The 21,622-nt window shown below is 55.6% G+C and carries 22 protein-coding genes; 9 read left to right on the forward strand and 13 right to left on the reverse strand.

All coding sequences use genetic code 11. The features are described 5' to 3' along the window. Positions 1–15 precede the first annotated feature (15 nt). Entirely contained in the window at positions 16–957 is a 942-nt protein-coding gene (locus tag P0119_00725; protein ID MDF0664575.1) for a MoxR family ATPase, read from the reverse strand. Positions 958–1,096: 139 nt separating this feature from the next. Then, positions 1,097–2,404, reverse strand: coding sequence for a hypothetical protein (locus tag P0119_00730; protein ID MDF0664576.1), 1,308 nt, complete (start codon positions 2,402–2,404; stop codon positions 1,097–1,099). A 125-nt stretch (positions 2,405–2,529) separates the two neighbouring features. Between P0119_00730 and P0119_00735 the strand changes: the two genes are divergently transcribed. The 3 genes from P0119_00735 (at position 2,530) to P0119_00745 (ending at position 4,892) form a co-directional block, all read left to right on the forward strand. Further along, a complete protein-coding gene (locus P0119_00735) occupies positions 2,530–3,540 on the forward strand; it encodes a ChaN family lipoprotein (protein MDF0664577.1) in 1,011 nt (336 codons plus the stop codon). A 140-nt stretch (positions 3,541–3,680) separates the two neighbouring features. Next, positions 3,681–4,583, forward strand: coding sequence for a hypothetical protein (locus tag P0119_00740; protein ID MDF0664578.1), 903 nt, complete (start codon positions 3,681–3,683; stop codon positions 4,581–4,583). A gap of 120 nt (positions 4,584–4,703) precedes the next feature. Next, positions 4,704–4,892 carry a hypothetical protein gene (locus P0119_00745; GenBank protein MDF0664579.1) on the forward strand — a complete coding sequence of 63 codons (189 nt, stop codon included), beginning with the start codon at positions 4,704–4,706 and terminating at the stop codon, positions 4,890–4,892. A gap of 84 nt (positions 4,893–4,976) precedes the next feature. Here the strand turns inward: P0119_00745 and P0119_00750 are convergent, their stop codons facing one another. Beyond that, positions 4,977–5,654 (reverse strand): arylesterase, encoded by a 678-nt coding sequence (locus P0119_00750; GenBank protein MDF0664580.1) that lies wholly within the window; start codon positions 5,652–5,654, stop codon positions 4,977–4,979. Positions 5,655–5,745: 91 nt separating this feature from the next. Between P0119_00750 and P0119_00755 the strand changes: the two genes are divergently transcribed. Then, positions 5,746–6,522 carry an ABC transporter ATP-binding protein gene (locus P0119_00755; protein ID MDF0664581.1) on the forward strand — a complete coding sequence of 259 codons (777 nt, stop codon included), beginning with the start codon at positions 5,746–5,748 and terminating at the stop codon, positions 6,520–6,522. 17 nt (positions 6,523–6,539) lie between these two features. Continuing rightward, positions 6,540–9,188 carry an ABC transporter permease gene (locus P0119_00760; GenBank protein ID MDF0664582.1) on the forward strand — a complete coding sequence of 883 codons (2,649 nt, stop codon included), beginning with the start codon at positions 6,540–6,542 and terminating at the stop codon, positions 9,186–9,188. Positions 9,189–9,222: 34 nt separating this feature from the next. On the opposite strand, the gene P0119_00765 is transcribed toward P0119_00760, so the two are convergent. The 10 genes from P0119_00765 to P0119_00810 form a co-directional block, all read right to left on the reverse strand. Beyond that, positions 9,223–9,729, reverse strand: a complete 507-nt coding sequence (locus P0119_00765; protein ID MDF0664583.1) for a PilZ domain-containing protein — start codon at positions 9,727–9,729, stop codon at positions 9,223–9,225. 174 nt (positions 9,730–9,903) lie between these two features. Next, the gene (locus P0119_00770) at positions 9,904–12,486 is read right to left on the reverse strand and encodes a M1 family metallopeptidase (protein MDF0664584.1); all 2,583 of its coding nucleotides are present in this window, start codon (positions 12,484–12,486) and stop codon (positions 9,904–9,906) included. 142 nt (positions 12,487–12,628) lie between these two features. After that, positions 12,629–13,327 carry a ribose-5-phosphate isomerase RpiA gene (gene rpiA, locus P0119_00775; GenBank protein ID MDF0664585.1) on the reverse strand — a complete coding sequence of 233 codons (699 nt, stop codon included), beginning with the start codon at positions 13,325–13,327 and terminating at the stop codon, positions 12,629–12,631. After that, positions 13,324–14,394 carry a glucokinase gene (glk, locus tag P0119_00780; GenBank protein MDF0664586.1) on the reverse strand — a complete coding sequence of 357 codons (1,071 nt, stop codon included), beginning with the start codon at positions 14,392–14,394 and terminating at the stop codon, positions 13,324–13,326. Before glk ends, rpiA begins: the two co-directional genes overlap by 4 nt. Then, on the reverse strand, positions 14,391–15,167 hold the full coding sequence (gene pgl, locus P0119_00785) for a 6-phosphogluconolactonase (protein ID MDF0664587.1): 777 nt from the start codon (positions 15,165–15,167) through the stop codon (positions 14,391–14,393). The genes glk and pgl overlap by 4 nt, the downstream gene beginning before the upstream one ends. Before the next feature lies 1 nt (position 15,168). Then, positions 15,169–15,345, reverse strand: a complete 177-nt coding sequence (locus tag P0119_00790; protein ID MDF0664588.1) for a hypothetical protein — start codon at positions 15,343–15,345, stop codon at positions 15,169–15,171. Positions 15,346–15,438: 93 nt separating this feature from the next. Next, complete coding sequence (locus P0119_00795; protein MDF0664589.1) at positions 15,439–16,077, reverse strand: hypothetical protein; 639 nt, start codon at positions 16,075–16,077, stop codon at positions 15,439–15,441. 27 nt (positions 16,078–16,104) lie between these two features. Further along, positions 16,105–16,755 carry a L,D-transpeptidase gene (locus P0119_00800; protein MDF0664590.1) on the reverse strand — a complete coding sequence of 217 codons (651 nt, stop codon included), beginning with the start codon at positions 16,753–16,755 and terminating at the stop codon, positions 16,105–16,107. A 10-nt stretch (positions 16,756–16,765) separates the two neighbouring features. After that, positions 16,766–17,899: a L,D-transpeptidase gene (locus tag P0119_00805; GenBank protein ID MDF0664591.1), complete on the reverse strand. Its 1,134-nt coding sequence runs from the start codon at positions 17,897–17,899 to the stop codon at positions 16,766–16,768. Beyond that, positions 17,889–18,518, reverse strand: coding sequence for a hypothetical protein (locus tag P0119_00810; protein MDF0664592.1), 630 nt, complete (start codon positions 18,516–18,518; stop codon positions 17,889–17,891). Before P0119_00810 ends, P0119_00805 begins: the two co-directional genes overlap by 11 nt. 494 nt (positions 18,519–19,012) lie before the next feature. Between P0119_00810 and rpmH the strand changes: the two genes are divergently transcribed. The 4 genes from rpmH to yidC all read left to right on the forward strand — a co-directional run bounded on the left by rpmH (position 19,013) and on the right by yidC (position 21,614). Beyond that, the gene (gene rpmH / locus P0119_00815; GenBank protein MDF0664593.1) at positions 19,013–19,150 is read left to right on the forward strand and encodes a 50S ribosomal protein L34; all 138 of its coding nucleotides are present in this window, start codon (positions 19,013–19,015) and stop codon (positions 19,148–19,150) included. A gap of 143 nt (positions 19,151–19,293) precedes the next feature. Beyond that, positions 19,294–19,659, forward strand: a complete 366-nt coding sequence (gene rnpA / locus P0119_00820; protein MDF0664594.1) for a ribonuclease P protein component — start codon at positions 19,294–19,296, stop codon at positions 19,657–19,659. Between the two features lies 1 nt (position 19,660). Further along, entirely contained in the window at positions 19,661–19,870 is a 210-nt protein-coding gene (gene yidD, locus P0119_00825) for a membrane protein insertion efficiency factor YidD (protein MDF0664595.1), read from the forward strand. A 37-nt stretch (positions 19,871–19,907) separates the two neighbouring features. Continuing rightward, positions 19,908–21,614, forward strand: a complete 1,707-nt coding sequence (gene yidC, locus P0119_00830; GenBank protein MDF0664596.1) for a membrane protein insertase YidC — start codon at positions 19,908–19,910, stop codon at positions 21,612–21,614. Positions 21,615–21,622 lie beyond the last annotated feature (8 nt).

A 21,622-nucleotide genomic window follows, 5' to 3' on the forward strand; every position in this document is an offset into this window, starting at 1 on the left:
GTGAGAACGGAGACGCTAGACAGGGACGGGAATCGTATCGACCAGATCCTGGATGATGCTCTCAGCTTGCTCAAAGGTTCTCTGATGCAAACCTTGTGTGCGGGCCACCATAATGCGGTGAGACAACACGATGGGGGCCAGTTCCTTAATATCGTCCGGGAGACAATAGGTCCGTCCACGGACGAGCGACAACGCTTTGGCAGCGCGGCTCAGCGCCAACGCTCCTCTGGTGCTCACGCCCAATGACAGCAGATCCGACTGCCTGGTGCTTTGGACAATGGCCAGGAGATAGTCCGTGATGCTTTCTTCCATGAGGACCTGATCGACCTGATCCTGGAGCAGCAGGACAGCATGAGCCGTAAGCAACGGTTGAAGCTCTTCGGCCGGATGAAGCGATTGCGATCGCTCGAGGACTTTCTTCTCTTCCTCCGGCGAGGGATAGCCGATGCGAAGCCGCATCAAGAACCGATCCAGTTGCGACTCCGGGAGCGGAAACGTGCCATGGTATTCGGCTGGATTCTGCGTGGCAATGACCATGAAGGGCTGATTCAGGGGATAGGTCTTATTGTCGAAGGAAATCTGCGCTTCGCTCATCGCTTCCAAAAGGCTGCTTTGCGTCTTCGGCGTCGTTCGGTTGATCTCATCCGCCAGCACGATGTTGGCGAAGATCGGACCGGGCATGAATTCAAATGCCTGTTTCTGACGATTGAATATGGAGACCCCGACGATATCGGATGGAAGCAGATCACTCGTAAACTGAATACGCTTGAAGGAGCAATCCAACGATCGTGCCAGACTATGTGCGAGCGTCGTTTTTCCGACTCCCGGTACGTCTTCGAGGAGAAGATGCCCTCGCGCCAAGAGAGCGACCAGACTCATTTCGATCACCTGCGGTTTGCCCTTGATCACCCGCGCAATATTCTCCTGGATGGCTCGAATGGTCTGGGTCGAATTCATGTTAGGACTAAATCGTGGGGTGGCGCTTGAGAATGACTTGGTGATCGGACACGATCGAAGTCTAACAATAGGTCGAAAAACGGTCAATTAGTCATGTGTTTTCGTCCCTACTCCCCTGGCACCGAGCCGTGGGGCACTTCTAGGCCGGAACAAGCGTGAGCATCCACGGAGGCGGTTCTTCCCGCATGCCGGAGAACTTCCTTGCGGTGCTGCTCGCGGGAGTGCCAGGGAAGATGGCGCCACGGCTGACGCGGACATAACGAAAATGACCTTGAACGCAGTCTATGAAGGCTGGTGAGGCCGACTGAAGATAGTGACGCCGAAGGGCCGCCGCTTCGGCCAAGTCAAATGATTCGCCGACCTGGAGACCTGTGAGAATATGGTGGACCTCGCCGAAGATCTTGGGCAGATTGACGGAGTCAAATGGTTGGTCTCGCGGCCGATAGCGGGGTTCCTCCAGCAACTGCGCGAGAAGTTCCCAAAATACTTGCTCATCCACTGATCCGAGCACACAGAGTGATCCGCGACGGGCGAGTAAGGTCAGAAGGGGAAGGGGACCGATGATGTCAAACTTCCATGGTGGGAAGAGAAGAGCGCGACCGGCATGCAGGACTTCGAGCGCTTGTTCTTTCCGGAAGGGGACGTGATGAAACTCGCCCTTGGTTCGCTTGAGTTCATTGCGGATGAAGATTTCAGAGAGCCTGGTCGGCTCGTAGGCAAAGGTCGGGGTGGCTGGTGCCCAACAGGTGGCAATGGTATATCGTGGCGCCAGCAACTGCTGCCTATCTAGATCTTCAAGGTCAAACATATCTTGCTTGCCGAAGAAGGAGAAGGATATGCCCTTCTTCCGCTGGAACTTTTGCATTCTCTCCGGATTCGCATGGAGCGGACCGCCCAGATCAGAACGAGGATCGAGTCGGTCTAGGCAGTGGACGATGAATGGCCGCTGTTGTTGTGTGAGCTCGGAGCCGTACAGATCGACGAGTTCCTCAGCGAACGAGAGATCGCCGGCTCCAATCTCCAACATAGACGCCACTTCAGTGCGACGTAGGAGATCGAACGGATTGTCCAGATTGCGAACGGCTTCCTCGACCTCCTCGCTCGACAGGTGAGCCACAGGCCATTTCGAGGCGGCTGCCGGCACCAACTCAAAAAAGACGACCAGCGCACGTAGGGCTTTTGCAGGTGTAAGGCCGGTTAGGCACTTGAGCCCTGCTCCATCTAGATCCTGTGCGCGTCGAAGCGGATGCCGCTCGAAAAGGCGCAACAAGGTTTGCTTCACGGACGCCGGAAGATCCTTGCTCTGGACGGCATTACAGAGTCGGGCGATGGTGGAGGGAAAGGTGGTCTCCTCCAGCAACTTCTTTGAAGCCTCCCATTGTCCGGGAGACTGACGCGCCCGATGACTTACGACAAGGCGGAATTCGGTGAGGGGGTCGCGACTCATGAAAGCGTCATGGGCTGTGTGCGTGAGGTATCAATGAGACGGCATCATTTAGGAGGATAGTCATCATCAAACTTCAGGGTCAAGTCCGCTTGTTCACGGTCATTCTGTGTGGTAGGAGTGTTTTCATGAAGTCGAGATTCCTGCCTACCGACCCTCTGCGGCGGCGATCGGGCGTCATGCTGGGCTTGTTCGTGGGGATCCTGGCATTTCCGATCGACTGTACGGCTGAGGGAAATGGCAGCCTGCGTTCTGCAGACGATGAGAGATGGCAACCCTGGCAGCTCCTCGAAACCCAAACCGGTCGCGTGGTTCCCTTTCCAGAATTTGTCACGGCGCTGGAACAGTCCGACATTGTCTATCTGGGAGAGGAGCACCACAATCCATACCATATCGAAGCAGCACTGAAAGTGCTGAATCAATTGGTGGCCGACGGTATTGAACCCACTATTGGAATGGAGATGTTCGGCTGGGACGGTCAACAGGCGCTCGATGACTATGTCTCGACCGCCCAGTCGGATGCGAACGAGTTTTTGGAACAGGTGCGCTGGAAACAAAATTGGGGGGGAGCCTTTGATGACTACGCGCCATTGGTGAGGTTTGCTCAAAACCGGCAGTTGTCCGTCCGGGCGATGAATCCACCCAAACCCTTGATTCGTCGAGTCGTGAAGGTGGGCCTTGACCAGGCCAGGCAAGAGCCTGAATGGGCGCCGTGGCGTATCCTCCAGGAAGAGATCGTCGACGATCCAGCGTACCGCGAGAGGATCGTCGATCAGTTGAGACGCTGTCACGGAGGAACCGAGGAGCACTACCAAACGATGTATGAGGCGTCGATGGTTCGGGATGAGGGTATGGCGAGGACGTTGGCCACTAGGCAAGAGGAGCTTCGTCGCGAGAGCGGCGGCTCCCGTCGTATGATCGTGAGCTACACGGGTGCGGGCCATGTTCAATATAACCTCCCCGTGCCGAAGCGGGTCGCCAGGCGCCTGGAAGGGGAGGTCAAACAGACCACGATTTACATGATGTCGTTTGAGCCAGGTAAAGGATCTGATGTTCGGGCTCTCATGCAGGAACCCATCGCGGACTATATTTGGCTGACGCCCATGGGCAAGTCCAGTTCCGCCAAACCCTGCCGGTAGGAAAATTCAGAGCCTTTTTCTGGAGCCGGTCAAGGAGAGGGAGGGCAACGCGAAACGGGTCATTGCTTGACAGGATTCAACTCGCTCGTCACACTGAGGCCATCATGCGCGCTGCTTGCCCAAGATTTCACCGCGTCTAGATGCGAAACAAAATTTCCTGCAGTGCCGAGCGCCTTGGATTGTTGACCTCTGAAATGATCCAGGCCGTGTCGAATGCCTCGGCCTTTCAAATTGCCCATCAGTACTTGACTGCGAATCGGGTCCGTATTGTTGCGGCCGATGATTCCCAGATCACTTCCACTGTCGTCGGCAATGCCGGTCTGTACGAGCAGAACATTCGATTGAACGACGGCCACCTCGTCTCGAAATGTTCCTGCACGCTTCCTGAAGAGCCCATGTGCCGCCATTGCATCGCGGTGCTGCTGGAATATCGGCGATGGGCCCAGCCTCATCAATCCCGCAACTCCAGCCTTGGGAAGGACGAGATAACGACACCTCCGAGGGGTTATTCTGATAATGGGAAAAGGATCACCGCGCACTCGGTTTCGTCAGACGTAAAACTGAGCGATGTGATGGTCTTTTTGGAATGGCTGCAACCTGCGGCGAAAGCGCTTGAAAGGCAGGAGCCGCTTCCCGGTCCTCCCACACTCGGTCCTGGCGCGATCTCAACCTGGATTCAAGCGATCAGAAACCTTGAGGATCGACGCAGGGAAAGTGAAGAGGTCATGACGAGCCTCGAATCGCAGCTGAAAGACCGTGAGTCGGACATTGGACGCCTCACGCAACAATTCCAAACCTCTCTGCGAGAGAGCAATGCTGCGCAGGCCACAACCCGAGAACTTCAGCGCGAAGTGGATTCCTACAAGGAGGTGCTGACCAGAGTCAGCGAGTTGACTGCAGAAGTCCTACGGTATGCCGGCCAAATGCGCGCCGTAACAGGCGATATGCTCCAGAAGGGGTCGCAGCTCGATAAGCTTGTCAGCTCGTTTAAGGATGTGGCTGAGGCACTTCAGTCGGCCGTCTCGCTTCCTCGCCATGAATAGCAAATTGCGCCGTCCTTAGGTACGCCGATTCTCCCTCGACTCGTTTCCGCTTGCGCCTTCAAGCCGGCATCCGGTACAATACGGCGCAATTCTGTTGTGTGGATTTGGGAGGGGGTAGAGATGAAACGGAAACTCTCGCAAATAAGTCTGTTACTGGGGGCTCTGCTCGTCCAAGCTTTACCGGCGTTGGCGAACGCGCCAGAGGGAGGAGGGGCTCCTGATTATAGCGGAATCACAGGCTTGTACTATACGCTGATTGGAGTGGTCCTTGCGTACGGCGTCTATGACACGTTTTTCAAAAAGTCGTAGGGAATAGCGTCTCGTCGATCCGACTTATGCCGCTGTGTCTTGTAGTTTGTCGGTTCTGCTGATTTGGATCGAGTAGTCTCATCTTCAACTTTGCTTTTGAAGAGCCGAGGGGTTGCGTAACCGTTCATTCAGGACTGGCCTGAGAACTTTGAGCACCTGGTCGACGATAATCTCATAGCCTTCCCTAGTCGGATGAATGCCGTCAGCCTGATTCAACGAGGACGAACCGCCTACCCCTTCGAGGAAGAAGGGGATCAGGGCAAGCTCGTACTCTTTGGCCAGCATCCGGTACATGGCTTCGAACCGTGCCGTGTACTCATGTCCATAATTCGGTGGCAACTTCATCCCAGCCAGGACCACCGTCGTACCGCCCTCCTGTAATTGTCGGATGATCTGACGAAGGTTGCTTTTTGCGTGATCGATCGAGAGCCCTCGAAGCCCATCGTTCGCGCCCAATTCGAGAATCACCAGCTCAGGCTTGTTATTGAGGATCCAGGCTACTCGTCGAAGTCCACCGGCCGTCGTGTCACCGCTCACACCGGCGTTGATCACCCGATAGTTGTAGCCGAGGCTGTCCAGTCGACGTTGAAGCTGAGCCGGGTAGGATTCATCGGCCTCCACCCCAAGCCCGGCCGTGAGACTGTCACCAAATGCCACGATGCGTGGTCTATCGTCTGAGGCTGAAGAAGAGATCGCTTCCGACGTGAGCGGCCCAAGCAGCATCAAGAAGGCTGGCACGACTATGTCATGAAATTGTTTCATCGGTTAATCTGAAGCAAGTCTCGATCACTGACTCTGTACAGTATAATATCATTCACTGACTTCTTATCTCCGAAGCCGAAAAAGGTTTTTGATGATCACCGTGAAAGATGTTTCGATGGTCTTGCCCGCGGCAAGTCGTTCTGTCACGATCCTCGGCCACATCACCTTTGAAATCCCTGCAAAGCAGACCGTGGCCATTGTGGGTCCGTCCGGGAGCGGAAAGTCGACATTGCTCGGTTTGATGGCCGGCCTCGATCGACCGACCACTGGATCAATTCACCTGGATGGAACAGACATTACGAGTATGGGTGAGAGTCAGATGGCCCGCTTCCGACGTGAAAAGGTGGGTTATATCTTCCAATCGTTTCACCTCATCCCCACCCTTACGGCTATCGAGAACGTCTCCGTTCCACTGGAGCTCAAGGGAGCAAGCCACGTCGGCGACCGCGCGGCTGAATTGTTGGCTGCGGTCGGACTGTCCGATCGTGTGGGGCACTATCCGGTTCAGTTATCCGGGGGAGAACAACAGCGAGTCGCCGTGGCGCGGGCTTTTGCCTGTCGACCGCCGATCTTGTTGGCGGATGAGCCGACGGGGAACCTCGACAGTTCTACCGGTGCCCATGTCATTGAGTTGCTGCTTTCACTCCACCGAGATTACGGCACCACCCTCGTGCTTGTGACGCACGACGCGGCGTTGGCCTCATCGATGCAGCGTGTGCTGTCACTCCGCGACGGACACCTTGAGTCGGACAGCATGCCTGCATCGTCGGAGTTCCTCAACGACTTCTCCGCAGGCTCGCTGAGTGCGGAGCGAGCGCCCTCCGCTGATCCGTTAGCGTTGGATTCCTTCCCCACATTCGGGTCATGACGTCTTTCGTATTCAACATGGCATGGCGAGAGTCACGCGCGACATGGCGACACTTTCTCTATTTCTTGGTCTGTATTGCAATCGGTGTGGGAGCGGTGACCGGGGTCTCTCTTTTCGGAGCGCAGGTAGAACGAGCCGTGACCAAAGAAGCGCACGGCTTACTTGGAGGAGACCTTGAAATCCGGCTCTCTCACCTGATCAGTCCCAAAGGCCAGGAAGTTCTTGATTCGTTGAGCGATCGTGGAGTCGCTCTTACCCACGTCAGCGAGCTCATCGCGATGGCCGCGAGAGCCGGATCATCCGGGACTGGGCAGCTGACTCAGATCATTGAGCTGAAATCCGTCGAGCCTGGGTATCCTCTGTATGGCACGCTTCGACTGGAACCACAGGGCAACTTAGTGGACCTTCTTGCCCGGCAAACCGGACGGTGCCCACACCGGACCTGTTTTGGAGTGGTCGTGCAGGAGTCTCTCCTGATCCGGATGGGGCTCGCGATGGGAGATCAGCTTAGGATCGGACAAGGTCTGTTCATCATCACCGGGCTGGTCAGGACGGAACCGGATCGCATGGCTAGCGCCTTCAGCCTTGGACCTCGAGTCTTGATCTCGCGAGAGGGGCTTGCCGCAGCCGACCTGATCAAAATGGGCAGCAGGATTCGTGAGCGATATCTACTGAAAATCCCAAACACTATGGCGCCCGAGCTGCTGCTCTACGAACTGAGAGAACGCCTTGCGGCGGACTCGGTTCGCGTATCGACTTACCGAGAGGCACAACCACAGTTAAAGCAGTCTTTGGAGCAGCTGACGCGTTATTTGGGCCTAATCGGATTGACGGCGCTGTTTGTAGGAGGCCTGGGGGTCGCCACGTCGGTGCATGCCTTTGTGCGGGAAAAGTTGAATACGATCGCCATTTTGAAGACGGTCGGCGCAGAGTCACCTACGATCATTTGGACCTATGGATTACAGGCAATGATTCTTGGGATGATCGGAAGCATGGTCGGGCTGATGCTTGGTGTGCTGCTCCACCAAGGAGGTCCATGGATGATTGCGGCCCTGATGGCATCGGATCTTCTTGACCAATTGGGATTCGCCGCGAATGGGATGGAGCTTGCCCTCGCTCCTCTTGTAAAGGGGTTGGCACTGGGCATGCTGTCCACACTGCTCTTTACACTGTGGCCGCTGTTGACCATCCGCGATGTCAAGCCTGCTTGGATCTTCCGCCGTGAGATTGCTCCACTGACGCCGACGACAAACCCTCCAACGGCTGCATGGTGGGCTGCTTGGCGCAAACTCGACAGGGTAAAGATCTTGGTGTCGGTCGGGATTGGCTCAGGATTGGCGCTCTTGTCAGTATGGCAAGCGGGGTCTTGGAAGGTCGGGCTGCTCTTCGTCCTGGCCTTCGCGGCTGCGGTCCTGCTGTTGGGTGGGTCGGCACGTGGGGTACTCATGGGCCTGAAGAAATGGCCACGTTTCGGGCCCCTCGTCCTTCGTCAAGCGTTTGGCAATGTCGTACGTCCAGGTAGCCAGGCAGTGAGCATCACGATTGCGATCGGCATCGCCGTCATGGTCGTGACGACCGTGTCGCTCGTCGAGCGTTCGCTCCTCACACAAGTGGCCGACAATCGGCCGACCGACGCCCCAACGTTTTTTTTCATCGATATCCAACCTGACCAGGAAGACGGGATGGCTGCGCTCCTGCGCCAACGGTCCAGTGATCCAAACCCTCAGTTGATACCTCTGGTGCGATCACGGCTATCAGCCGTCAAGGGCGAACCAGTGAAGTTTGAAGCGACGTCCGAGGAAGAAGAGCGGAAGGAGAAAAAGTCCCAGAAGGAAGAACGGCGGAAGAAGTGGTACCTGACACGCGAATACGTCCTGACGTTCCTCCAGGATCTCCCGAAAGACAATAAGGTCGTAGAAGGCGAGTGGTGGAAGCTGGGACAGATCTTCACCAAACCGCTGATCTCGATCGAGGAGGATGCGGCGAAGCAACTGGGCCTTACAATTGGAGACACTGTCGAGCTCGACATCCAGGGGGTACCCATCACCGGAGCGATCAGCAGCATTCGACAAGTGGAGTGGGGGAATTTTTCCACGAACTTCTACATGATTGTTTCGCCGGGCGCCCTCGATGGAGCCCCACATACCTTTGTAGCCACCGTTCACGTGGCGCCATCCGAAGAACTGGCGTTACAGCAAGCGGTCGTCGCATCCTTTCCCAACGTAACCGCGATCAATATGGGCGACGTCCTCGACAGTTTTGCCCTGGTACTTGATCGATTGTCTCTCGCTATCCGTGCCGTGGCCTTGTTCTGTGTGCTGTCAGGAGGTCTGGTGATGGCAGCGGCCCTGGCGGCGACGCGCTATCGTCGGTTGTACGAATCAGTCATCCTAAAAGCCCTGGGGGCGACTCGCGGCCTGATTGTACGCTCGTTTGCTGCCGAATACGCGCTCTTGGGAGCGCTGGGTGGGTTTCTGGGATGTGCATTGGCCAGCGCTCTGTCCTGGGCTGTGTTATCGCTAGTGTTCGACCTCTCTTGGAGCCTTGAACCAACGGTGCTGGCCATGGGCTTCACAGCCACGACCATACTCACCATGCTGGTCGGGTTTCTCAGCACCTACCGGCTACTCGGCCAGCCACCGTTGGCGGTGCTTCGCCAGGAATAGCCCTAAACCCCCACGGACACCGGGAGAGTGAACACTACGGGTTGGACGGCAAGAGTTCGGACAGCCACACATCGATAAGCTGGCGAATGCGCCGCTCATCGCTTCGACGGAGGCGGGTGAAGCGCAGGCCGATCGCCCCATTGGATAACGATCGCACTACTGCTTCATCGATCGTAATCGGGAAGGAATCGTTGGAATGCTGGAATTCCATTTCGAGCCGTGAGCCGACCCTAATCGGAGCGGTGGAACGAATTCGGCATCCACGAATCGACAGATTGTCAATCACGCCCTCATATCCCACTTCGGAGTAGGCTGAGGATCGGCGAGGCTTGAACCAGACCGGGAAGGAGACCGCGACGCGCTCGAAGCTGCGACGAGGATTGGGCGTGCGACGCCCGAGGAATGTGCGGAAGCGGTCGGCGCAGAGCTGGCACCGAAACGGGTAAATCGTCAGACCGCCCAGCAGAATATCAGAAAGAGATCTTCTGTGAGCGAGCCTGATTTTGCTCGCCCCGCAGGCCGGACAATGGAGGTCGGACATCGGACGTTCTACATAGAGTTGTATTGATTGATTGTAGCGAGGTGCAGCGGTTGCGACAACGGAGCTAATATGCGTAGTAGTTGATACGTATTCATCAGCCTGCTTCAATCTCTTTGCATTCTGAATCCCGGCCCCTGGGCATCTACCAATCGGTTGGAAGGGATCCGCTGCGTTTCAAGCGCCCACCGAGCTGGCAAGCGCAGCTCGAATTGTACGTCCTTCTCGTTCGCGGAACGAGACGGCAATACGAAGTTGTTCCAAATACTGGTCGAGGGTTTTCCCGCCCAGGTCGATCTTGCGGGAGGTAAAGAATTCGCGTACATCTTGTTCGAGGTCCGAAGTAGTGAGACCGGCGATTGCCCCGCACATGCGTCTGAGGCCCTGTTTCGGAAACAGTCGATCCATGTGAACCCAGTTGGCTTTTACAAAATGCCACGTGATCTCACAGCTATACACACTCATGAGCATGGCTCCGACGATGAACGGGGCATCTTGGGTTCTGATTTCGCCGTTGATCGTGCGGGCCAGCGTGCGCTTGAGTAATTCCTTGGGCTGAAAGGCAGCCAACGAAAAAAGGTACCGCCGTTCTTCCTGAGGGGTAGAGGCCGTTCGATAGAGCTCTAGGAATTCATCGTAACGTGCCTCATCTCCGGTATGGGCCAGTATGGCCACGAGAGCAGGTACGATGTTCGGATCCACGGTAGTCGCATCCGTACGGTATCGTTGGTAGCGTTCCGTTGTCTCGTGTTGTGTCCCAGGATCATTGCCGAGCCTTCCAAGGGCACCAAGCAAGTCGCCGCGTAATTGCCGAACGAGATCCGATTCTGCCGGCCGCGGCTCCCATCCGAGATCCGTGACCGCCGGCTTGACCCGATCACGCACCAGGGCTTCGAGCGTGGCTCGATCCTCCGGTGCGATGGTCCTGTTCAAGAATGAGAACGAGTCGAGCAACACTGCCCATACATTCTTATCTCGTTCATTCTTGAAATGGGCGGTGAGTTGGAGATACTCCGAGAGCGGCGTCATCCCCGCAACGGTCGTAGCCCATGTATCACTAACCAGGGCGAACCGTTCTATGGCCGCCAGCCGATTGAGACCCTGATCGAGGAGGTTCTGCAAGAGCGGCCTCCGATGACGGACGCGATAAAACCCATGCCCTCCTTCATTAACAAATACGGAGGTAGTTCCAGCCGGAATCTCTATGGTCGTCTCCCGTTCTGTCAACAGCAGCCGGCGATGTTCCAGCCGATCTCCGACCATCAGACGAAGCTGGACCGGAACCTGCCACAGCTGCTTTGACACCGACTCTGGCTCCAGATAGGTGAATCGCTGCTGCGAGAGCCGCAGCTCGTTGTCATGTACCTCAGCTGTTACCAACGGGAAGCCTGGTTGAAAGATCCAGCCGTTCATCAGGTCCGGCACCGGTTGCTTGGCGACCGTGCCGAGGGCCGTCCACAAATCCTTCGTATCGGCGTTGGCATAGGCATGGGTACGAAGGTACTGTCGCACACCGTCCCGGAACACCGTGGGGCCGATATGTTGCTCCAGCATCCGAAGAACCGACGCCCCTTTTTCATAAGTCAGGATATCGAACATGGCATCGGCATCCTTGGGTGCGTGAACGGGGTATTCGATCGGTCTGGTGCTCACCAGCCCATCGACCGAGAACGCAGCGGCTCGTGCGACGCTGAAACTCTCCCATCGTTTCCATTCCGGTTTCCAGGCGTCCACGGCCAACATTTCCATGAACGTCGCGAAGGCCTCGTTCAGCCAGAGTCCGTTCCACCAGGACATGGTGACTAGGTCGCCGAACCACATATGGGCGTTCTCATGGGCTACCACGTCGGCCACCCGTTCCAGCTCAGCATGGGCTGCAGTCTGTTGATCGACGAGTAATGCGGTCTCACGGAACGTGATGGCACCGAGGTTCTCCATCGCCCCGGAAGCAAAGTCCGGAATCGCGACAAGATCCAGTTTGTCTCCAGGGTACGGAATGCCATAGTAGCCCTCAAAAAAATTCAGAGACGCTACGGCAATCTCATGTCCGAACGGCGTGAGTGGTTGTTTCCCTGGGACCGTCCACAGCCGAAGAGGTGTCTTACCGACGCATACCGACTCCGTTGCCTCCATACGACCGACCACGAAGGCCACGAGATAGGTCGACATCTTGATGGTGTCCGCAAAGCGGACCAGTTTCTTGTCGGCTTCAACGTGCTCCGATGTGACCGACGTATTTGAGATGGCTGTGAGATCAGGATCGATCACGAGCGTCGTCGCGAAGACCGCCTTAAAATCCGGCTCGTCCCAACAAGGAAAGGCTCGGCGCGCGTCGGTGGCTTCGAACTGCGTGGCGGCCAACGTCTGCAGCGCTCCTGAAGCATCTTTGTAGGTACTGCGATAGAAGCCCCGAAGCTGATCGTTCAGTTGCCCATGAAAGGAAAGGTGCAGACGCCACTCGCCGGGCGGGAGGGCTTCTTGAAAAGAGAGCCTGGCGCGTTGTGATTTTTCGTCTAACTCGAGGCGTGCTCCCACATGCCGCCGATTCGCGTCCTCGACCAGCGCTGATTGAAGCACAAGATCGACGGCGTTCAACAGGATGGTCTGCGTGAGCTGTTTGACCGTGATCGTGATCGTCGCCCGGCCCGTGAATGTTGCGGCCGCGAGATCAGGTTCAAACCGTAGGTCGTAGCGTGTTGGGATCACATGTCGCGGAAGCCGATAGGGGTCGTCGCTGCCTGGAACATCATCTGGACACATGTCTTCACCTTGTGGTCTGGTGGTGGTTGCGGCGTCTGCGGATTCGGACGATGGTATGAGTGTATATGCTGCCGAGCCGCTCAGAAGAAAGCAGACCCATCGGCCGAACTCCAATAGCATCTTTCGTCTGGTGAACGAGTACTCATTTCCTTGGAGCATGGAGGGTGTGAACGCCTTCCGGCGTACCAACGATCAAGACGTTCGTCCGACCGACAAAGAGTCCCGTTTCCACGACACCGGGGATCAGATTCAGTGCTGTTTCCAATTCACCAGGCCGATCGATGCGGGCGATATGAGCATCAACGATAAGATGACCGGCCTCGGTCTTAAATGGGAACCCGTTGCACTCTCGTAACACGACGCGACTCTTGGTGAGCGCTTCAATTTCGCGCGCAGTGCTGCCCCACCCAAAGGGAATGACCTCGATAGGCAGCGGGAAGGACCCTCCGAGCACCGGTACTTGCTTGGTGTGGTCGACCATCACAATGAATTGTTGCGCCGACCCCGCCACGATTTTTTCTTTTAAGAGCGCTCCGCCGCCACCCTTGATCAGATTGAAGTCGGGATCGACCTGATCGGCTCCGTCGATGGCAACATCGATCTCCCACCGATCTTCTGAGTCGATGAGAGGAATACCGGACTCTCTGGCGAGCATGGCGGTTTCTTGCGACGTTGCGACGCCTCGTAGTTTCATGCCGCTACGGACTCGTTCGCCGAGGGCGACGAGCATATGCTTTGCCGTCGATCCTGTCCCTAGTCCGACAACCATCCCGTCTCGAACAAATTCAATGGCCTTTAGAGCAGCAGCTCTTTTGAGGCTGTCGAGATCGCCGGAGGTCATGGCGCGGAGGTGAGGGAGAGCGCCCCTGCGACGGACGCCGCACCGATCAAGGCCGTTTGCTGGTTCATGATGATTTTCACTGGTATCTGAGTCATGAGTCGCTTGTAGCGACCCTTATTGGTAAAGGCTTTCATGAATGTGCCGTCTTGAAGCTTGGTGATGAGCTTCGGAGCAATCCCGCCACCAATATACACACCGTCAAGGGAGAGCGCCTTCAAGGCGAGATTGCCGGCTTCTGCCCCATAGATCGAGGCAAAGAGATCCAATGCCTGGGTGGCAATCTCGGCTTGTCCTTGCAACCCGGCTTGGGCAATCTCGGCGGCTGGATCGCCGACGTTAATCTTTTGTGCAAGCCATGTCGGTTCGTTCTTCTTCGTGTCGCGCAAGAACTCATAAATCGCGTGGACTCCGGGGCCGGAGAGAATCCGCTCATAGCTGACGTGGAGATACTGGCTCCGCAGGTATCGAAGCAGTTCGATTTCTTGATCATTGTTTGGAGCAAAATCCGAATGACCTCCTTCAGACGGCATGGGATGGTATGTTTTGCCGTCCCAGAATAAGATGCCTTCACCCAGTCCTGTGCCCGCGGCAATGAGTGCCAATGCCTGGCGTTTGTTCGGAGGATTGCCGGGATTCAGCACCTCAAGCTCGTCTGGACGCAGCCATAGAAGTCCATAGGCGGTTGCTTCCAGATCATTGAGTAACTGCACGCGCGGAATACCGAACTGCTTGGCGATGGTCAGGCCGTCGATAGCCCAGGGGAGATTCGTCGTTTGGCAACGATTGTCGATAACCGGTCCCGCGACTCCAAAACAGGCCGCTCTCAGCTGCACCGGCTTAGCAGGTGGGATAGGGGGCTTTTCGCGTTGGTGTATGTCTTCGATTTCTAGCGAGGTTTCAGGAGATGGCTGGTTCGGTGGTGTTAGGAACTCGACGAGAATATCCTCGAGCGATTTGTACTCACCACTTGTAAACCTCTCCATACGCAGGGGTTCCGCCCGTGCGTTGGTCCACTCATAAAGGGCCAAGTTTGTTTTTGTTGCCCCAATGTCTCCAGCAAGAATCATGTCACCTCTCTCTGTGATCGCTCCTGCGTGAGCTGTTGCGCAGCGGCTTGATCGAGCATCCACACGAGTCGACCGGATTCCGGCGATACCTTCGCCGCCGGCAAGGAGCGATCCCTCTCGGATTCAGATTCGATGACCCGACGGGCCATCTCTGCTTTACCTGAGCCGGTCACCAGAAACAGTATCACAGCAGCTCGATTCAGAACACCTAGGGTGAACGTGAGGCGGGACCTGATGCCTGCGGGGGCATGGCCGACCGTGACGATCTTGGATTGTTCTCGGAGGGCAACGGTACCGGGAAAGAGCGATGCCGTATGGCCGTCTTCGCCGAGGCCGAGTAGGATCAAGTCTAGGCGGGGGAGATCTGGAACAGGACATTGGATAAGTCTTCGAATCGTTTCCTCGTATTCCTGAGCCGCGGCCATGGGGTCCTCATACTCACCCTTCATGCGAGAAATATGATCGGCCCGAATATTCAACGGCTGAAACAGCTCCGTCTGAGCCATGCCAAAATTGCTCTCGGGGTGTTCAGGTGGGGTGCACCGTTCGTCTCCAAATAAGAAAAAGATTCTCGACCAGTTGAAACGTACGCTCCAGTCAGGTTCGCGTAAGGTTCGGTAGAGACTTCTCGGTGTAGATCCTCCCGAGAGTGCGATCAGACATCGACCGGTGGATCGAATCGCTCGCTCACTGACGGTAAGGATGAAGGCGGCTGCTTTCTGCACGCATTCCTGAACGTCGTGCGAAACATGGATTTCCGGGGTGACGGACATTTTAGCGGCTAGCTAACCAGCCCAGACGGTCGACGATTTCTTTGGCATGCGGCTTCCAGAGTCGATGGTCATCCGACCACAGACGCTTAATGACCTGTTCGTGACTCAGCACATCGACGGCCAGATGGACTACGGACTGGAACGAAGCAGGAAGGTCGTCACTCAACCGTCTCGACATAGGTACCTCAACGATAAGAGCCCCGGCGAAAATCTGCTTGTATCTTATTGGGCCGGTTCAGAAAAGACAATAGGAGCGCTACGCTCTGTATTCCTACTTATCGGTTGGGCGACGAATGACCAGAGCCATGCCATCGACCAGAGACCAGGCGAAGGATTGTGCATGGTCGACTGATAAGGTCAGTCGAAGATGAGGGGTGGGCACCGACGAGCGGTCCGTTATGAGGCTACTCGTCCAGTCCCTCACATTTCGCCACCCAGCTTTTCCCATGAGGACAGCGCTTTGAAGGAGGCCCTCGCCGGCAATGGACGGAACGACCCTGACGCTCAATGAGGGATTGAAGGCCAACACAAAGTCGGTCGGCATATCGACGAGAGAAATAGGCTCCTGTTCGACTCCGACACCCGGTTCGATCTTGCGTCTGACGACCGGGGGCCGTGCAACCAATCGGTGGATTCCCTTGAGACCCTCTCGTGAGGTTGTGGACCATGCAATGATGGGAATTTGGTGAAGGCCGATGCCACGACCTTTGATGTGAATCGTGCTCCCGCCCAGATCGATCAAGAGATAGGTTTGAGGACGAGCAGCCAGCTTTAGCTCTTCCTCAAGGACGCGTGTTGCCTCCTTCAGCTCGTCGGGGTTCTTGAGATTCAAGTCGGGAAAGGTTTCGATATCCTTTGCCCAACTTGGCACGGTGAAAGCGAGCAGGAGAAAAATGGCGCAGAGGTTCATTGGTAGTATCTGCGCACTCTTGAGGGATCAAAAGATCATGATCGGTGTCCCTACTCGAGCGAGCTTGTAGACACCTTTAAGGTCGTTGTCATTGAGCCGGATGCATCCGTGCGTCACGTTTTTTCCCAACAAACGGGTATACAAGGTCCCATGGATGAAATAGCCTTGGCCGAATCCCAAGGCATATTCGCCGAGGACCCCCTGCTCGGCACGGTCGGCGGCATTTCGTGGCACCGCGAGTCCTTCTTCGATGAATGCCCAATCGGGCTTGATCCAGGTGGGATTGGTCAGTCTCGACTTGACGAGAAATTCTCCTCGGGGCGTATCGAAGACCCACTGGTTGTTACCTTCACCGGGCTTGTCAAGAATGGTCCCGCTACCGGTCGAAGCAATCGCATCGAGGACGACTTGCCCTTGGTGCTTGACATAGAGTCGGTTGCGGGCCGTGTCGACTAAGATGTATGGCTGGTTCGGCATGAGTTGGGACAGCTGCTTGGAGAGCGCCTTATACCGGGCTTGCATTGTACGAAGACCGGTGTTGTCCCGGACAGCCGGCTGGTGAACGGCTTGGGGAGCTTTGTGTGCTACGAGACTGGGGGTCCGAGCAATCACGACCAGTAGTAGCAGTAAGAGTAGCAGTAAGACCGCCGCTGAAGTTGGAAGAAGAAGTCGGCCCATCAGGCTCCACTCAGGTTTCGCCTCTACGCTGGGCGAGTTCAGATAGGGCCATGGCCACCGCGTTCTCTTTCGTCAAGGCCCCGACGATCGTCACCGGTGTCCCGATGGAGACGCCCTCGTAGAGAACAGCCATATTCTGATTGTCGAGCATGATACACCCAAGGGTCTGGGCCAAGAGTTCATTATCGGCTCCATGAATTTCGATTTGGCCTCCAATGCCTTTGGTAGGACTGATCGTTCCCGCCCTCTTCGCAAGGGCGAATCGCCGACGATCTTCGGCATTGGGATAATCCAGAGCCAGGGCTCGGTAGAATTGCGTCTGCCCTTGGCCTCGCTTGTCGGTCACACGATAGCGACCTTCCGGTGTCGCACCGTCCCCCTGGAACTGTTTCTCCAGCATGCCATTAAACCCCAAACGGACTGCGTATGATAACACCTTCCGGCCGTTCTTGTAGAGCGTCAATTCTCGGTCGGCCTTGCTCACCAAGATTGCCGTTGATTGGTGGGTTCTCGACCAGGCGATGGTCTGTTTGGCCAAGGTCTGCCAAAAAGCGATGCGGCTCTCGTCGGCGTATCGCCCCAATTCTTGGCTGAGTAATGAAGCCTGTGCCTTGAGAGCATGATCGGCCTTCTCTGCCGCTTGCATGGCTCGTTGGAAGTCTTGTTGCTCGAAGAAGGAACGGGCCTGTTTAACGAGGAGATCCGTTTGAACGACTTTTTCTCCTAGGAGGATGCGCCCATCGATGGATTCGACCCTTGATGTAATCGTATGAAGCTGCTCCTCGAGACGAATCACCTTGTCCTGTGCCGCGCGATGCTGCGAGGCCTGCCTCTCGTGCAGCCGGGAGACCGTACGCTCGCCCAAGATGTACAACTGCCGAAGTTCAGTCTCAAGATCGCTCGATTCCCAGGGCCATTGGATCAGATCATCGTCCAATTGGACGCGCGTTTTCAGAGTGACCCATTGGTGAACGAACTGCCCGTACTCCTCAGGCGCGGACTCCGGAGCCCGCATTGCGATTAAATCCTGATCAATGGTTTCAAGGGCTGCAATGAGGTCCGGCGGAACGGCCTGAACGCAACCGGTCAGATAGAGGACCCAGAGAATCGCGGCAAGTGCCTTATGTGTGTGATCAAGCGCCATGCCGTGTGGTACTTTTTCTTGCGGGTTTGCCTTTTCCCACCTTTGCGAGGGCGTTCTGTATTTCAGTGGAGACACCTTGGCTCATGTCGTGAATAGCCTTCGCCTGGGTTTGCGCAGCCGGATAATCTTCTTTGTCAATCGAGGCCTGAACCTGCTTCAGTAATGACTTTAACCCTTCCACGTCATTCTTGATGGCCTCCACCGCAGCCCGATCTTTTCCGACGGGCGCCTTGGCGACCAAGTCTTGCGTCGCTTTCACCGCCTCCTCAGCGACCTGTTGAGCTTGCAAGGCTGCGGCCCTGGCTTCCTCCTTCTTTTGCGCTGAGGCCGCCTTGATCCGTTCACTATCGGCTTTGGCCGAGGTAGACAGTTGTTGGGTCTTGCCGTAGTCTCGAAAGAGGGTGAACTTGTCGTCCTGATCGGCGACTTCTTTCCGCAATGCCGCAAGGGTACCTTCAAGCTTGGCATACTCTTCGGCGCTATAGGTGGCGGCGCCGCTTTCCTGTGCATCTTTGAGAGCTTTTTCCGCTTCCTGAATCTGCTGGGTTGGAGGTTCCGCACATCCAGCGATGCCAATGAGAGTTACGGCAAGAGCGACAATGGATGCTTGTCTCAGCATATGAAGAACCCTCCTTACAGATTCTGCCCAGAGCTGTGGGTAATTCAGTTCTTGCTGCCTGTTATTGATTAACATGCGGCAGTCCACGATTTGCAGCCGGTGCTACTGTTCATAACCGATTCATAAACGATGAAGAGCATTTTGAGGCTGATGCGCCAGCATAGCAGACTTAGACCTTCAGGCATACCAGCACGTAGAAAATATGCAGCAAGCTCGGTGCCATCGACGATCGTCGTTGTTGGACAAAGATTCATTCTAGTCCACATGCTTATGTTGAGGGTGATCCTCTCTAGACAGGAGGTGTTGTGGCACTCTGGTGGCAGGAAGCAAAAGCGCCTCAACATTGCGGACATCAGGGTCTGAAGTCTATTGATCCCACAAGGATCCGAAGGCCAAGGGGGCAGGAACATGAAATTGACAGACACAAGTGCCTTCCCTATAATTCGCTGTTCATTTCAACCGACAATCCAAGGTATAGGAATCGAGAGGGGATCATGTCTTTCACATTTCAACAACCGTCCAACTTGAAGAAGAAGCGTGAGCATGGATTTAGGAAGCGCATGAGCACCAAGAACGGGCGTAGGGTGCTGGCCCGCCGCAGGGCTAAGGGACGGGCTCGGTTGACTGTCTAGACCCATCATTCGAATGAGCAAGTGTTCTTCGAGGCGCGCACCACTCGGTCGGGTTGCTCTTGAGCGTGCGTTCACCTACCAGCTAGAGCCTTCTCCGGGATCAGGGACGGATTGGTTGCTGCGAAGATACACCCCGTTTACCAATGCCGGCGAAAGAGCAGGGACGAGATGTCATTTTTTTGCGTAGGGATCGGGACATTCAAATCGTCAAGCAGCATGGTCGGCGAACTTCGACCGCCCTCTTCAATCTCTTGGCCTGCAGGATGGATGAAGCCCCGAGTCGCGTGGGGATTATCGTCGGGAAGCGATTTGGAAATGCGGTCCGACGCAATCGTGCCAAACGAGTCTTTCGTGAACTGGTGAGGCAATCACATCCGGACTTGGCTCCGGGGCGGGGACTTCTCGTGTTTCCAAAGCGGGACGCATTACTGCAATCTCGGGAGGGATTGGTCCAAGCATGGAGAACCGCGCTTGATCGTCTCCACCTTCTTCGACCGAGGGCATATTGAGATGCAATCGTTGTGTTTGTGGCTTCTTCGGGGATACCGCATGGTGATTTCCCCTTTGTATGGTCGCACATGCCGATTCGAACCCAGTTGTTCGCAATATGCCTCCGATGCCATCACCAAATACGGAGTGTTACCGGGTGTTGGATTAGCCATCCTCAGGCTTATGAAATGTCACCCCTTCCACCCCGGCGGAGAAGACCCGGTCAAGTAGCGACTATTACTTCTTTTAGAGAAAGCATAGCGTCCTCATGGAAAAGCGAGTCATCGTGTTTTTGGTACTCTCCCTTGCGATCATCTTTGGGTACGAGTACCTGCTCAAAGAGTTGGGTCTCATCCCTGAACCGACCATTTCGGAACCGGGCGAGCCTTCCACGAACGATACGTCATCCCCTGGGAGGACTGGTCACGGAGCTCCAGCGTCAGGGGTGCCTGTGACTAAGGAGGCAGCCCCGGAAAAATCATCTGCAAAATCAGCTGGTGGGGACGTGGGAGCTCAGGAGGCTCGTGGTGAACCTGTCGCAAGTGACTTTATCGAGGTGGAAACGGATCTGTATCGAGCTAAGTTCACGAGCCGCGGTGCCGCGCTCATTAGCTGGGAACTCAAACGCTATCACAGCAGTTCTGATGGAAAGCCCGCGGTGCAACTCGTTCGACAAGGAGGCAAGTTTGCCGAGCCCCTGACGGTGTCAACAGCGGATGCCTCTCATTCAAAGGAATTGAGCGACGGGATCTACAGAGTGGAAAAGGACTTTACGACTTTGGACCAGGACCATCCCACAGGTCATATGACCTTTCATTACGATAATCCAGCGACCGGCGTACGCCTAGAAAAACAGCTGACCTTTCATGCTGGTAGGTATGTCGTGGATATCGCGTTGAAATCCAGTGGTCTTGCAGGAACGGTGACTGTCGGTTTGGGGACCAATTTTGGAATTGTGGATTGGGGAGAGGGGTTCATTGGATCGGTCGGAACGGCCTCGCTTATCGACGACAAGATTGAAACCGACGCGCCGGAATCCGAGACTGAGCGCAAGGGCTCCGTGAAATGGGTCTCGCTACAAGATAAATATTTCATTTCCGCGCTTATTCCCAAGACGACTGCGTCCGCTTTGCCCAGGAAACAAGGGGACAAGCTTGTTTCCACGGCGCTTCGATTGCCTGCGGATTCATCAGGCGCGCCTCTCGCACTCCAGCTGTTCGCCGGTCCCAAGGAGTTTGACACGCTTCAAAATTTGCAAATTCGGCTCGAAGATACCATCGACTTTGGATGGTTTCTGTTCGGGAGCTGGGACATGGTACGGGCCGTGGCCAAGCCCATCTTCTATGTGCTGCGATATATCAATGATTATACTCATAATTATGGACTCACGATCATCCTCCTGACAGTCATCATTAAGCTGTTGTTTGTTCCCCTGCAATACAAGAGCTACAAATCGATGAAACAGATGCAGGGCATTCAGCCACGGGTGGCGGCTGTCCAGGAAAAATTCAAAGACGATCGTGAACGGTTGAACAAGGAGCTGATCAAACTGTACCGAGACCACAAGGTTAATCCTGTCGGTGGCTGTCTCCCTATGATATTGCAGATGCCGGTGTTCGTATCCTTGTTCAATATTCTGTATATGACGATCGATTTACGCCAAGCGCCGTTAGGATTGTGGATTAGCGATCTGTCGGTTCAGGATCCCTACTATATTTTGCCTATCATCATGGGCATCAGCATGGTGGTCATGCAAAAGATCCAACCGACTACCATGGACCCGACTCAGGCGAGAATCATGCTGATGCTTCCGGCCCTCATGACGTTCCTATTCATCAATTTTCCTGCCGGCCTCGTGCTGTATTGGTTGACCAATAACCTGCTCACCATCGTGCAACAGTTCGTCACGGATCGGTTTTTCTTTCGAACGCCTGTCATAGTTCCTGCTACGGACGAACAAGGCGGCAAACCATGATGCTCAGT

The sequence above is a fragment of the Nitrospira sp. genome, from assembly GCA_029194665.1.
Classification (GTDB): Bacteria; Nitrospirota; Nitrospiria; order Nitrospirales; family Nitrospiraceae; genus Nitrospira_D.